This window comes from Desulfovibrio intestinalis, assembly GCF_014202345.1.
In the GTDB taxonomy this organism is placed as follows: domain Bacteria; phylum Desulfobacterota; class Desulfovibrionia; order Desulfovibrionales; family Desulfovibrionaceae; genus Desulfovibrio; species Desulfovibrio intestinalis.
Window position 1 is genome coordinate 168275 of sequence record NZ_JACHGO010000003.1, and the last position, 13244, is coordinate 181518.

12 protein-coding genes are annotated in these 13244 nt (G+C 55.4%); all 12 read right to left on the reverse strand.

Features of this window, described 5'->3' with window-relative positions; translation table 11 throughout:
• Window positions 1–86 precede the first annotated feature (86 nt).
• A complete protein-coding gene (locus HNQ38_RS05940; protein ID WP_183718505.1) occupies window positions 87–623 on the reverse strand; it encodes an HPP family protein in 537 nt (178 codons plus the stop codon).
• A 31-nt stretch (window positions 624–654) separates the two neighbouring features.
• A complete protein-coding gene (locus tag HNQ38_RS05945; protein WP_183718506.1) occupies window positions 655–1971 on the reverse strand; it encodes a ferredoxin family protein in 1317 nt (438 codons plus the stop codon).
• Between the two features lie 358 nt (window positions 1972–2329).
• Entirely contained in the window at window positions 2330–2791 is a 462-nt protein-coding gene (locus tag HNQ38_RS05950) for a pyridoxamine 5'-phosphate oxidase family protein (RefSeq protein ID WP_183718507.1), read from the reverse strand.
• Window positions 2792–2801: 10 nt separating this feature from the next.
• Window positions 2802–3314, reverse strand: coding sequence for a flavodoxin family protein (locus tag HNQ38_RS05955; RefSeq protein WP_183718508.1), 513 nt, complete (start codon window positions 3312–3314; stop codon window positions 2802–2804).
• Window positions 3315–3701: 387 nt separating this feature from the next.
• Complete coding sequence (locus HNQ38_RS05960; protein ID WP_183718509.1) at window positions 3702–4433, reverse strand: Crp/Fnr family transcriptional regulator; 732 nt, start codon at window positions 4431–4433, stop codon at window positions 3702–3704.
• A gap of 562 nt (window positions 4434–4995) precedes the next feature.
• Window positions 4996–5811, reverse strand: a complete 816-nt coding sequence (gene fliS, locus HNQ38_RS05965; protein ID WP_183718510.1) for a flagellar export chaperone FliS — start codon at window positions 5809–5811, stop codon at window positions 4996–4998.
• 23 nt (window positions 5812–5834) lie between these two features.
• Entirely contained in the window at window positions 5835–8930 is a 3096-nt protein-coding gene (gene fliD / locus HNQ38_RS05970) for a flagellar filament capping protein FliD (RefSeq protein ID WP_183718511.1), read from the reverse strand.
• 298 nt (window positions 8931–9228) lie between these two features.
• Window positions 9229–10080 (reverse strand): MlaA family lipoprotein, encoded by an 852-nt coding sequence (locus HNQ38_RS05975; RefSeq protein ID WP_183718512.1) that lies wholly within the window; start codon window positions 10078–10080, stop codon window positions 9229–9231.
• Complete coding sequence (locus HNQ38_RS05980) at window positions 10070–10714, reverse strand: MlaC/ttg2D family ABC transporter substrate-binding protein (RefSeq protein ID WP_183718513.1); 645 nt, start codon at window positions 10712–10714, stop codon at window positions 10070–10072. The genes HNQ38_RS05975 and HNQ38_RS05980 overlap by 11 nt, the downstream gene beginning before the upstream one ends.
• Window positions 10715–11167, reverse strand: coding sequence for an outer membrane lipid asymmetry maintenance protein MlaD (mlaD, locus tag HNQ38_RS05985; RefSeq protein WP_183718514.1), 453 nt, complete (start codon window positions 11165–11167; stop codon window positions 10715–10717). It abuts the gene before it with no gap.
• Window positions 11168–11429: 262 nt separating this feature from the next.
• Window positions 11430–12245: an ABC transporter ATP-binding protein gene (locus HNQ38_RS05990; RefSeq protein ID WP_183718515.1), complete on the reverse strand. Its 816-nt coding sequence runs from the start codon at window positions 12243–12245 to the stop codon at window positions 11430–11432.
• Window positions 12246–12504: 259 nt separating this feature from the next.
• The gene (locus HNQ38_RS05995; RefSeq protein ID WP_183718516.1) at window positions 12505–13242 is read right to left on the reverse strand and encodes a YebC/PmpR family DNA-binding transcriptional regulator; all 738 of its coding nucleotides are present in this window, start codon (window positions 13240–13242) and stop codon (window positions 12505–12507) included.
• Window positions 13243–13244 lie beyond the last annotated feature (2 nt).

The window sequence follows — 13244 nt, forward strand, 5'->3', positions numbered from 1 at the left end:
GTGGTCGCCTCTGTTACAGAGGCAGTATTACTGATGCTATTTAACGGAAAACGCATTTTGTAGTTCAACGGCAAAACACGAATGCTTTACCACCAGAAAACAGGATATTTTTTTCTGGCTGCAAGATTGTTGGCGGCCAGGGCCAGCACCAGCATACATACGGCTCCTGCGCCGCAGGGCAGCAAGACATACCAGTAGCCCATGTCGTGAATGCCGGGGCCGCCAATAACGGCAATAAGCGCCGTGGCTCCACCTGGAGGGTGCAGGGTCTGGGTCATATGCATGAGGGCGATGGCGGTGGAAACGGCCAGAGCCGCAGCCAGCACGGGTTCTGCGCCCAGCATGGCCTGGCTGCTTACCCCCACAAAGGCGGAAAAAACGTGGCCACCCACAAGGTTTCGCGGCTGTGCCAACGGGCTGTGGGGCGCGCCGAAGGCCAGCACGGCGGACGCTCCGAAGGAACCGATAAGCAGGGGCAGGTTCCACTCCTGCGCGCAGACCTTTTCCAGCAGGGCAAGGCAGGCGATGGAAAGACAACTGCCCGACCACGCCCAGAAAATTTCATTCCAGCCCACGCGGGCTTGAGCCTGGCTTGTGCGAATGCGGTTCAGAATGCGTGTCATTGCATATCCTTGTTATTTACCATTCCCGCGTTCAGATGCGGGCCATGAACAGAAAGGCCGCGTGCAGGCCCGCCAGCAAGGCGGTAAAAGCGCTTCCGGCCCAGGCCGCGCTTGATGCACGCCCAAACCACGTTACTGCCAAAGCTTGCTTGGGGCATACATTCGCGCAGTCACGGCAGAGATGGCAGGCCATTGTGGGTGTGCCGCTTTCAAGCGTTTTTTCAGTCATTGCGCCTTGGCGGCATACGCGGATACAGGCGTGGCACCTGCAGCACGGGCCAATGCGGTGTATGCGCCAGGGAGATATGCGCCCCAGCCATTGCCCCAGAAGGCCCAATGGGCAAAGGCCGCGGCAGTAGGATGCATACCCGCGGGCACGGCTGATCAGGAGCGCGCAGGGCAGAAGTAGCAAGCCGAGCAAAAGGCCGCATGAAAGGGCCGCTACAGTGGACGCGCCCGTAAACCGCAGTGCCAGGGCCGCGATCAAGGTCAGGGCCAGTATGGCCAGACGCAGGCGGGGCAACCAGACCGGGGCCGGGCTGCTTTTGGATTTTTGCGCCGCTGTGGCGTCCCATACGCCGAAGTAGCACAGCTGGCTGCACCAGGCCGCGCCTACAAGCAGGGTAGAGAGGCCAAAAAGGCCAAGCATAAACCAGCCGCCGCCCCGGTAGATCGGCCCTGCCGCGATGAGGCCCGGCACTGGCAAGTGCAGACTGCCTGTGAGCAAAAAGCGGCTCTCAACAGCAAGGCCCAACACCAACTGGCCGAAAAAGACCAGAGAGAACAATCGCCAAAGGCGCATGCGGGCGCGGGGAGCCTGCTGACGGCCGGCAAGCCAGCCTGCCGCCAGTACGGCCCACAAGGCGGCCAGTATGATCTGTACCAAGCCGCCCTGAGGAATGAAGCGTTCCAGCACCAGCAGTTGCGGGTTCATGAACCACACGGGCAGCAGCAGGGCCAGACATACGATCATGGCCCCTGTTTGCGCGTTTGCTGTGTCTTCTTTGCGGCAATACCACTGAAGCGTTTTTTGCCGGAGCAAAAGCAGGGCGGTCAGAACAGTAAACAGGGCAACCGACAAGAGGATGACGGCAAGGCGTTGCCAGGGCTGCTCCAAAAGTTGCCGAATCTGTACGAACTGCGCCGTGGTCCATATCCAGCGGGCAGCCAGCAGGGGCAGGGTCAGTAGCAATAGTTGGCGCACCCAGGCAAACCGCGTCCAGGCCAGCAGGGCCGTTATGCCGCAGCCGACGGTCAGTGAAGGCCAGTCTGCACGCCAGAAGTGCGCGCCAGCCAGCACGAAAGCCAGAAAACTTGGCAAGGGGATAAGACGGGAAGTTCCGCCCATGTCAGACTTCCTTTAAAAACAAATTGTTATGATAATTCGTCAGTGCGTTGCGATTTGCCGGGCTGCCTCTACCGCCGTGCTGTCATCCCTCAAGCGTCTGCCGTAGAGGCGTAAACGCTGCTGCAACAGCCCGGTCCGCATTTGCGCGGTCAGGCGTAGTAACCGGCGCTTCGTAACCTTTGAGAATATGTGTATCTCAAAGGTTATCTGCTCTGGACGGTGCCGTCACGAGTTGCATTTCCTTGTCACTGCAGGGGAACAGACCTTTTATGACGGGAGTTGCCCTCGGGGGCCTGACCGGAACAAAGGGTAAGGTTCGACGCAGAGACAACCGGAACGGCGCTCGTGACGGCACCTTTTAAGCTGTTCCAGAAGGCAGTCTACGCTTGCCCACCAATTCTTCTATGTCTATGCGCACAACGGCTGTGCGCTGTATGCTGGCCGTTGGGGTTGGTTGTGGGCACAGGGCGGCGTAGCGCTGGGCAATGGCGTCCAGGGCGCGGCCTTTTTCGGCTTCGTCCTCAACAATACAGGCCTGTCCCTTGCCGCAAAGTGACTTGAAATAGGTGGTGGATTTTTCGCGGTGAATTGTCACATCCGTAACCACGGTAAAAGCCACACGGGGATTCTGCCGGATGCAGTCCATCTTGTGACCTTCAAGGGCGCAGTGAAGATAGAGAGCCTGCCCCTGACGGACAAAGTTCAGGGGCAGCACATAGGGATAATCACCATCGTGCATGGCGAGAAACAGCTCGTCGGCAGCGGTGAATACTTCGTCAAAAAAGGCTGGTTCGTTACATTCGCTTTTTGATCTGCGCATGAGTAGCTCCTTATTGGTGAAAGGCGGCGCGGGCCGCTGTCAGGCAGTTCAGCCAGCGTTGGCTGGCCGCCTGTAAATCGTTTACATCGGGATGGCGGGCGGCTTCTTGCAGCCGCTCTTGCCGGGCTGCGGTCATCGGGTGGGTTCCCTTGCGTTGCGAGGCCGCTACAACCTGGGGATTCACCTTGCCCTGGCATAAAAAATCATCCAGCACAGTATTGCCGCCTTCTTCAAGTAACGCTCTGGCGGCGCGCTGGCAACGCATGGCATGTTCTGACTGGGGCCACGCGCCAAGAGTGCCAAAAGAAAAGATGTTTTTGCCATGAATGCTCTGTATATAGCGTTGGGCCCGTGCGTCGGGCAGGCCTTTGCGAACCCAAAAGCCCACAGCCAGCAAATCATAGTCTTGCGGGTCCGGGGCATGACGCAAGGCATAGCACGGCAGGCCGGACGCTTCGGCCATGGCTTCCGCCACTTTACGGGTATTGCCAGTGCAGGATGAGTAGACGATACAGGCTCGCATGGTTTCTACCTGAGCCCGTTTTGTAAAAGACAGGCCGCGCGGCGGTATGTGAAGCCATTTGCGCCGATTTTACGGGTAGCATCGCGTATTATTCTGATTGACCGGAGCATTTTTCAGTACCTGCAATTTAAAATTGAATATGCCTTTTGCCAGAGCATACCGCATTTACCCAAGTAATCGTTAACTGTAGCCCTGTGGAGATGCGATTCTCAATAGACGATCTGCACTTATGGGCACAGTATTTTTACGAATATGTATTTTCAAAACCTACAGCATATATTGCGGTGTTTAACAGCGTAAACAGGCTGTGCTTGTGGCTCGCAGGCAGAGTCTGGGCGGGCCAGCGAAGGAGCGCTGCCAAGTAAAAATACTCAAAATTAAGCTGTGTTACCCTTGGGCGCGTTGTACCAGAGCGTCGTGATCCAGAAGAGTGATGCTGCGGCGTTTGTGGTCAATGATGCCCGCTGAGGAAAGCGCCGAAAGCTCGCGGCTGAGGCTTTCGCGGCTGATGCCCATAAGGCGCGCCAGTATTTCCTGAGTGACGCCCAGTCGCAGCGTGGCGCTTTTTTCCATTTTTGAGCGGTGCAAGAGCCATGCGGCAACACGCCCTGCCACAGATATGCGCCCTTGTGATCCTGCGATTTTGGTGATGAGCAGGCGCTGCCGCAGACTCATGGCCCCCAACAGACTAACGGCCAAAGGCGCATTATTTTCAAGCGTATGCAAAAAAGCCCTGCGATTGAGGCTCAGAACCGTGGTGGGTTGCAGGGCCACTGCCGAGATAGGGAGGCCCCCTTCATAAAAGAGCACGCCAGCGTCCAGAAATTTTCCGGTATGCACGAGGTGCAATACGCATTCCTTGCCCTGGCTGCTGTGGCGGCACAGCTTGACCAGACCGGACAGCACCAGCATGGCGTCAGCGTTTTCATCTCCTTCCTGAAAGAGGGCAACGCCAGGAGCATAGGTTTGCAGGCGCGCATGGCGGGACAGCGCATCTCTTTCATTTGGCGTAAGGGCGCTCAACAGCCCCGTGCACAGGGCATCAGCCACTGTGGCGTGCTGTGAAGCCTCTTCGCTCGAAAAGGAGTCGAAGTGAGCGTCGTGCTGTCGGTTTGTCATAAAGCCTCCTGTTTTCCCGGCTGGGGGGTGTGTCCGGGCAGACGTGCGGCTGCCTTGAGGATGCAGGTGCAGTGTAGCGGGCACAGGTTCAGTGTACAACACAAAACCCCCTTGCAATCTGTGACCATGCTCACAATTGCGGGTAAGGTTCTGATTTTTGTGCAGGCGGAAATAAAGGCAATTATACGGGCTACGGAAAATTGAAATTGCACTATGCGGGTGTAGACAGCCGACATGGCGAAGGCAGCTTCTGACAACGTTGGCTGCATATTTTTTTGAAGCAGTTTTTAATATATTTTACGTATGTTAACGGTTATTTGCATGATGCCGGATCAAAAAAATATTTATGAAACAGCTGTAGATCATAAAAAATTGAAAATCCCCGCTTCTGAAGTTCAGAAGCGGGGATTTTAATGTGTTTTTTTGTAGTGCGCGCATACCTGGTAAGTATTTCAAACGGAATTTTGCGCAGTTAAATTTTTACAAGTTAAAATGCTCAAATCTGCCGTGATGTGCCTTCTGTTTTGTATTTGAGAATACACATTTTCAAAGCCAGTGCGTATTAACCGCGTGGGGGCACTTTGCCGTACGCTCCAGGTAACCTGCTCGGGGTAAAACCCCTGGGTGCGGCGGGCGGTTGACTCATGGCCTGATCAAAGGCCTGCACATGCGCTCGGGGGGCTGTTTGCACCGGAGCCGCACCTGTTGCAGAGGGGGCATTGTGCGCAGCAGGCGCTGCGGGCATGGTAGCCTGGCTCGCAGCCGGAACCGGGGGCGGAGCCGGAGAATAGCCCGGCAGATTGGGCTGCGGGGCGGCTGCGGCTGCAACCATGGCAGCACCGGAGGCGTTCATTGCCTGGGGCGGCATCATCGCGTTACGCCCGTAGGCCGCCTGTGCATGGGCACGGGGCACGGCTGTGCCCTGGTGCTGCATGATGGGCTGCGCAGTTTTGGTCACCGATCCCGTAGGCTGCATGCGGGTTGCAATGTCTGCCGCAACTTTTCGCGCCTCTGGAGTTTCTATTATCTGGGCGTAGGCTCCACGCAGTCCAGACAGTATGGTTTCTACACTGTCCAGAGATTCCACATCCATCTTGAGGTTGGCGCGCAACAAACGGGCGGTGCAGAGCAGATAGAGGTTATTGAGGTTAACCGCCAAACTGCCGCCTTTGTCCATATTCAGAGATGCGGCAAGTTCGTTAACTATATCAATGACCTTTGAAATCATGATGCCCTTGCCGGCAAAATCTTTGGCAAGCATTTTGGTGCGCGCCTGTTGAATGTATTTAAGGGCGCCGTCATAGAGCATGAGCAAAAGCTGCCCCTGATCCGTGGTGCCAACCTTGGTCTGAAAGTAAGCGTTCGCCGCTTTGTTCATATCTGTATCCTTGTGCAAGCCCGTTAAGAGCTACTGCTGCTATTCATCTTGGCAATCTGCGACTCCAGCTGGCTTTGCATGCTGCTGTAGTTGCTCAACAATGTTTCCAGATTGGCGAAATATCTTTTCTGCCTTGTCTCCCAGAGGGACAGGCGGTTTTGCTCCTGGGTAATCTTTTTGTCGATATTATCCATAATGGTCTTGTAGTTATTGCGCAAGACCATGAGCGCGCCGTTCTGCGATTTAAGGGCTATGGCGTCGGCATTTTTGCTGGGGTCTGTCCCAGAAATGTTGACGTCATTGAATACCAGCTCGCTTTTCAGAAAGCTGTTGACTGTTTGCACCAGCCCTTCCTTGATGCGCACCTGGCCAGTGTGTTCCCCCTCGCTCAGGTCGTCGATGAGGATGGCCAGGCCTCGGCCATCACCAGATCCCACGCTGTAGTAATAACCAGCCTGGCTCAGATCTCGCTTGGCTTCGACGCCGCCTACCATAACCTTTTCAATGTTGCCGCTGGCGTCAACCGTGTAGCTTACGTCATACGTTCCGGCCTTGGTGATGCCAGCAACGTGGCTGCCGTAGCGGAAAGACGAGGATGTGCTGGTACCTGTGCCGTCGGTACAAAAAAAATCCACCACGGCTTCCAGGTTGTTGGTTATCATGTTGGTATAGTTATCCTGATCCATTTGCTGCAAGGCGGCAATACTGGATGAGGGCGCTATTTCCAGCAGACCAAATTTGTCACTGGCTTCATTATTGTTGACCTTGATACCCAAGTTGGCCAGGTTCGCCAGCACATCGCCCGAAAGCAGGTCGTCTGCGGAGGTGCGGCTTTTGAAACCTGGAGGCGAACTGCCGAGCAGGCTGTTAAATCGCGATTTGAAAAGCTGTACGCCATAGTTGCCCTGAAGCAGGCCGCCCTTTTCTGCAGTAAGCTGCGACGGGCTGTAGTTGGAGTTACTGGCGTGATCCGGGTCGTTGGTCGTTGTTTCCTTGTCTTCGTCAAATTTGGTGAATTCGCGAATAGTCAGCAGGACAGAGTTCACGGCATCCAGAAATGTCTGAATGGACGTTTCTACCGAGGTAATGTCGGTACTTACACTGATGCGTGCCTGTCCCGTGTCCTGAATGGTAAAAACCACGCCCTCAATGACATCACTGACGCTGTTGGAGGCCGACTCCATTTCAATGGGCCAGTTATCCACAGTAAAGCGCGCGTTGGTGGACCGCTGAATATTCCAGTTGGAAGATGAGGCGACCTGTCCCTTGATGCCCGGGCCGCTGACGCTTTGGACGTTTGTGATGGAAAGGAAGGCATCACCGTCGGCTGCGCTGCTCCAGGGGGTGCCATCGGCCTTCACAAGGCTGGCCGTTGCACCGGCTGCCTGGGCGGCGGCGTTGGTCGACAAGGTCTGCTGGATGCTGTTGACCACATCCTGCATGCTGGAGCCGCTGGCGATGTCAGGCACAGCTATCTGAGTGCCGTCGTTAAGGGTAATCGTGTATTTGAGCGGGGGCTGCGTGGCATCCAACTGGTTGCCCGGTGTCAGCCCTGTGGCCGAAGTTGTGGTAGCGGTGCTGGTGGTCAAGCCATCCATCCCGCCGCCCGTACCCTGGCTGACGTAAAACTGAAGCGTATTGTCAAGGGAAAATGACAGGTCGCTGCCGCTACTTGTTGGAGCAACGCCAGTTTTTGCCTGTATTTCGTTTGCAAGATCCTGATACGTTGCGTCGTTGGCCAAAGTTATGGTCTGGGTGTTGCCGCTCTTGTCAACGATTGTGTAGGTAAAATTTTTGGTGCCGTCTGCGCTGCTGCCGCCCAGCTTGCTTGAAAGCATGCTGCCCTTGAAGTTTATGCTGGTGCTGGCGGAAGACAGTGTATCGTCTATGCGGGTACCCAGAGTGCTGGCGGTGGTGGTAGTGGTGAACAGGGCTGTGTCAGCCGGATCCGCGCCGGAATCAAAGGTGATACCGGTAATATTGTTCAGGTTGACCGACCACCTGCCCGAACTGTCCATGCTCAGGTCAGCCGTCTTCATGCCCGTGCTCTGGGCCATCTGGATGAGCGCGTCTCTGAGGTTGGTTCCGGCCTTGATCGTGAGCTGACGTGTGCCTGTTGTGACGCCGTCATCGTAATTCAGGGTCATGGTCAGATCAGCTTGCAGCTTCGTATTTATGGGGTCGGACCCTACGGTGACCTTGGTGCTGGCGGTAGCGGATTTCTCGATCACGCTTGTGTCGCGCTGGTACATGGCGGACACGCCCGAGAGCGTCAGGTTGCCGCTGCTGTCCAACGTAGCTACGTTGCGGCCTGTCTGCGTGTTGATCTGGTCCGCAAGGTTCTGGTTGGTCTTGTCGCCTGTGATGGAAACGGTGAATTTGGAACCGTCTTCCATAAACAGGTCAAAGGCGTATTTTTTAGGATCAGAAAGTGTGGCGCCGAGGTCCAGAGCACTGTTGGTCTTCCATACTGAAGTGCTGCCAGCCGAACTCATGCCCACAAGACCGCTGTTGTGGACAATCAGGTCGTTTTCCGCTCCGGTGCTCTTGCCAGCCACCTGAAAAACGTAGCCCGTCCCCGTCTGCACAAGGCTGACTTTAATACCGGGGTTTTCTGTAGAATTGTTGACCATGCTGGCAAAAGATTCCAGCGTGGTCTTGGGCGGTATTTTGATGCTCTTGGTGGTTCCGGCATAGGTGAAGGTAAAATTCTGATCCACGCCGGAATCGTTGATAACGTCAGTTTTTGAGCTGAACACATGCCCCGTGTTGGCCCATACAGCGTTGTTGGCCATTTGCAGCACATTGATGGTGTGCTGCACGTCCTGGGCAGAAGCGTTTGCAACAGCCGTCAGAACATTGTCATTGCTGCTGGAAACGTTTTTGGAGACAAAGCTGTTTTTGTTGCCCAAATTTGAAAGCACGCTGCTGGCGATCTGCACCTGTTCAATAATGGAGCCGAACGCCTCATAGCGCAGATTCCAGTCTGACTTCCAGGCAGTCAGCCGGTTGAGCTGTGTGGATTCAACCTTCTTGAGTTTGGCAAGCACTTCATCAAAGTTGGTGTCCATGCCGCTCAAGCCGGAAATGGCGTTGGAGCCGGATATGCTGGTGGCCATAGGCGCCTCTCATCAAATATTTTTATGTCCGGCTGAATGGGCATATATGCCGGGCACATTCTCTTTTTGCAAGATGCGTGCAACTTTTTAAGGCAGTTTTTTCCTCTTGTTTTCCGGTTGTCCGGCAGGAATATGCGCGTGCAGCCGTTGGATGGCAGCGCGTACCCGCTATACATAATAACGGCTGTGGCAAGAAAAAGTTTAGACAAGCGCGCGGCAGGGTGCACGTGAACGTAAAAGGCCGCCTCGTTGCGAGGCGGCCTTTTACGTTCACAGTCTCAGTTTACAAGCTGAAAAATCAGTGCATGACCTGCGATTTGCGAAAGTTCACATAGGCTTCGCGCATGGCAATATAAGGATCAAGAGCCACGCTGTTCAGGTCTTCATAGAGGGGCAGCACGTCGCCAAGGGCGTTAAAACGAAGGCCTCCACTGACCCCGGCGCCAAGTTCCCAGGGCTGCAGGTAAAAGAGCGGATCGGCAAAGAGGTCGCCCACGCGCCCGACAGTGTCACGTGCTGAACTGGGGCCGATGATGGGCCATACCAGATAAAACCCCTGGCCTATGCCCCATCGTCCAAGGGTCTGGCCAAAGTCTTCACCCGTGGGATCAACAGCCACAATGGCTTTTTTACCCTTGGCCACATCGGCGAGGCCAAGGCTGGAGGTGGTGTTTATGACAAAACGGCCAAATTCCACACCAGCTTCCATAAAGCGGAACTGAAGGATGTTATTCACAAAACGCACGGGAAAGAGCAGGTTTGAAAAGAAGTTCTTCAAACCCCCGCGGATTTGGTGCGGTGTGATGAATACCCATGCATCATAGGCTGGTCTGGCGATGTAGAGATAAAAAATATCATTGAAGTGGAACCAAAAGCGGTTCCAGGGTTCTAAGGGGTCGGCGATACTGCCGAGGTCCGCGATATCGTAATCATCCAGCTCGTCCGATTCGCGCAGAGAACCGTAAGGCGTTACGGTAACTGCTCCGGGGGGCAGCATGGGCGCGCCCCCATAAACCGTAGAAGGCGCCGGAGACTGTTTGACGCCCTGCGCCGCAAAAGATTTGCCGCTATCCAGACAAATGACGCCAGCCAACAGGAGCAGGCTCAGGGCAAAAGCCCGGGCCTGACAAGGTAAATATTTATTTGCCATGTTCCTGCCGCACTTCCATTGCCTTGGACTTGATTCGGGCAATGAGGTTTTCCGGCGAATCCGTATTCAGAATGTCCTGAAATTGGGTGCGGTAGTTTTTGACCAGGCTGATATTTTCAATAAGCACATCGTAAACCAGCCATTTGCCGTTTTTGGGCAACATGCGGTAAGCTACGGGTACTTTTTTGCCATCCTTCATCGTGATGACGCTGCGAACTTCAACGCGGTCGCCTTTGGCCGAAGCCACTTCGCCAGTATAGATCACCTGCTCGCCGTTATAGCCGTCAATTTTGTTGACGTAGGTATTGATAAGCAGGTCGGCGAAGGCATCGCTGAATGCCTTTTTCTGCGCTGGGGTGAAGGTGCGCCAGCGCGGTCCCACGGTGCGTGAAGAAAATTCGCCGAAGTCGAAGATGTGCAGCACTTCGTCTTCGATCTGCTGACGAATGGGCCCGCGCGTGGCAGGGTTCACGTAGTCGGGATTTTTTATGAAACTCAAAATGCGGTCAGTGGCCGTTTCCAGAGCCTGCTTGGCTGGAGAATTGGCCTGCGCTGCGGCAGGCAAAAGAATAAAAGCCAACAGGAGGCCGCACAAAGTGAGGGTGATACGGCGTGAAAATGCATGGGTGAACATTTATTTCACTCCTCCAAAAGCGTATTTGCTGATAAGAGTGCCCAGATCGACGGAGGATTCTGTTTCCGTAATGGTGTCGCCGGGTGCAAGTGTGTGATCAGATCCGCCACGGGAAATGCTGATAAACTTGTCGCCAATAAGGCCGCTGGTGCGAATAGAGGCAATGCTGTCATCGGAAAGGTGCATGTCTTTATTCAGCCGTAACCGTACCACAGCCTGATTGCGCAGGGGGTCTGAATCCAGGCTGATGCCTGTGACCTTGCCAACGGGTACCCCGGACATTTCTACATCAGCGCCGACGCGCAGGCCCGAGACAGAGTCAAAGTTGGCGTTGAGCTCGTAGCCCGTGCCAGAAAAAACTTCCATCTTGCCGAGCTTGATGGTCAGGTAGGCAACGCAGAGCAGGCCAATCAACACAAAAAGGCCCACAGCGGTTTCGCGTACAGTACTCATTAGGTTTGCATCACTCCCCCGTAGCTGGCGCTACAGTCTTTCTTCGATACTATATGGAGGCAGTCGTAAAGTTTCAAGCCCCTTGGGGAACTAGGTTGGGCTGTTCGGGTACCGCAGCGCCAACCTCTTGAAAACTGGGGCGGCAGGGTTCAGGGGCTTGCCCCGAAGATGCTGACCGCTTCTGCCTGACGGCAAAATCTGTTTGTTGCAGTGGCCTGCGCATGCTGGCGCAAAACTTTAGCTGCAATATGAATACGGGCTGTTATGAAGCCAGCCACGAATCAAGGGCTTTACTCACGGCCGGATCAATGGGCTGGTGCAGGTCGCGGCGTTCGTCTCCGGCCTCGCGCTGCAAAAACTGGCGCAAGTAGGGATTTTCACTGGCTTCAAGTTCGGCCAGAGTGCCAGAAAACAGCGCTTCGCCATCTGCCAGCACCAGTACATGGTCGGCAATGGCCCGCAGACTTGCCAGATCGTGACTCACTACAACCACGCTCATGTCGGCGTATTGCTGGCGCATGGCCAGCAGCAGGTCATCCATACGGGCGGCGGTGATGGGGTCAAGGCCAGAGGTTGGCTCGTCGCACAGGAGCACACGCGGTTCTGCCACGATGGCCCGGGCAAGCCCGGCGCGTTTGCGCATGCCGCCGGAAAGCTGGTTGGGATAAAAATCGGCAAAATCTTCAAGGCCAACCATGCGCAGTACCCGCAGGCCCGCTTCACGGATGGTGTCGGGAGGCAGCCGCAGGTGTTCGCTCAGAGGCAGGGTGACGTTTTGCACCAGTGACAGGGCGCCGAGCAGGGCGCCGTCTTGAAAGAGCACGCCCATGTGGCGGCGGATACGGCGAAAGTCGCTTTTGCCTAGGGCAAAGAGGTCGCGCCCGCCAACCAGCACCTGGCCGGAAAGTGGCCGCGAAAGGCCGATAATATGGCGCAGCAGGGTAGACTTGCCGCAGCCGGAGCCACCCAGAATAACCGAAACCTTGCCGCCGGGCAGTGTGGCATTGATGTCACGAAGGACCACATGACTTCCATAGCCCACGCTGAGCTCGCGAAATTCCAAGTCCCATGCCTGCATGTAACGCCTGCCTTAAAGATGGTTGCCGGAGCAGTTTGCTCCGCCGAAAAACGTTCGGGTTCTTTGCAATAAATTTTTATTTTCCCCCTCGGCTGCCGAGGAGGGAGTACAGTCTAACCCAGGTGGGGTGTGGGAACAAGTTTGACTTTTCAGCCCGAATGGCAGTTGCAGTTTGAAAGAACTGCGTAACGACGGGAAAATGCTTCGCCTGGGGCAAGGACTTGAGAACAAATCCTCGCCCCTTCAGGCGTGAAAAGCTTTAGTCGGTGGGCATGTCGTCAGGAAAATCCACGTTGGCGTAAACGTTCTGGACGTCATCGTTGTCGTCCAGCGCGTCCATAAGGCGCAGTACTTTCTGGCCCATGTCAGAGTCAACGGCCACCAGATTTTGCGGTACCATGGCAAGCTCGGCAGACTGCATGGCAATGCCGGCGGCTTCCAGAGCGTCACGCACGGCAGTAAAATCTGTCATGGCCGTGTGAATGGTCCATTCGTCCTCATCATCAATCACATCGTCAGCGCCGGCTTCCAGAGCCGCTTCCATAATCTTGTCTTCAGGATAGGCGTTTTTTTCAATGCTGATGACGCCCTTGCGGTCAAACATCCAGCCAACGCTGCCGTTTTCGCCCATGGAGCCGCCATGCTTGGAAAAAAGGTGGCGTACTTCAGCCACGGTGCGGTTCTTGTTGTCGGTGGCCACTTCAACCATGACGGCAATGCCGCCCGGGCCGTAGCCTTCGTAGAAGGTTTCGGTGAGATCGCCGCCAGCGTCTTCGCCGGTGCCCTTGCGGATGGCGCCCTCAATCTTGTCCTTGGGCAGGTTCACCGCTTTGGCTGCGGCAATGGCCGCGCGCAAGCGGGAGTTACTGTCAGGATCGCCGCCGGTTTTAGCGGCGATGATGATTTCCTTGGCAGCCTTGGTGAATATTTTACCGCGTTTGGCATCCTGACGCCCTTTGCGGTGCTGAATATTGGCCCATTTGCTGTGACCAGACATAA

What these genes read in the sequence shown, in the direction of transcription:
- HNQ38_RS05945 (WP_183718506.1), bottom strand. Translation starts at nt 1,971, where the DNA reads ATGGGCGGAACTTCCCGTCTTATCCCCTTGCCAAGTTTTCTGGCTTTC.
- mlaD (WP_183718514.1), bottom strand. Translation starts at nt 11,167, where the DNA reads ATGAGTACTGTACGCGAAACCGCTGTGGGCCTTTTTGTGTTGATTGGC.
- HNQ38_RS05990 (WP_183718515.1), bottom strand. Translation starts at nt 12,245, where the DNA reads ATGCAGGCATGGGACTTGGAATTTCGCGAGCTCAGCGTGGGCTATGGA.
- HNQ38_RS05940 (WP_183718505.1), bottom strand. Translation starts at nt 623, where the DNA reads ATGACACGCATTCTGAACCGCATTCGCACAAGCCAGGCTCAAGCCCGC.
- fliD (WP_183718511.1), bottom strand. Translation starts at nt 8,930, where the DNA reads ATGGCCACCAGCATATCCGGCTCCAACGCCATTTCCGGCTTGAGCGGC.
- HNQ38_RS05995 (WP_183718516.1), bottom strand. Translation starts at nt 13,242, where the DNA reads ATGTCTGGTCACAGCAAATGGGCCAATATTCAGCACCGCAAAGGGCGT.
- fliS (WP_183718510.1), bottom strand. Translation starts at nt 5,811, where the DNA reads ATGAACAAAGCGGCGAACGCTTACTTTCAGACCAAGGTTGGCACCACG.
- HNQ38_RS05975 (WP_183718512.1), bottom strand. Translation starts at nt 10,080, where the DNA reads ATGGCAAATAAATATTTACCTTGTCAGGCCCGGGCTTTTGCCCTGAGC.
- HNQ38_RS05950 (WP_183718507.1), bottom strand. Translation starts at nt 2,791, where the DNA reads ATGCGCAGATCAAAAAGCGAATGTAACGAACCAGCCTTTTTTGACGAA.
- HNQ38_RS05960 (WP_183718509.1), bottom strand. Translation starts at nt 4,433, where the DNA reads ATGACAAACCGACAGCACGACGCTCACTTCGACTCCTTTTCGAGCGAA.
- HNQ38_RS05980 (WP_183718513.1), bottom strand. Translation starts at nt 10,714, where the DNA reads ATGTTCACCCATGCATTTTCACGCCGTATCACCCTCACTTTGTGCGGC.
- HNQ38_RS05955 (WP_183718508.1), bottom strand. Translation starts at nt 3,314, where the DNA reads ATGCGAGCCTGTATCGTCTACTCATCCTGCACTGGCAATACCCGTAAA.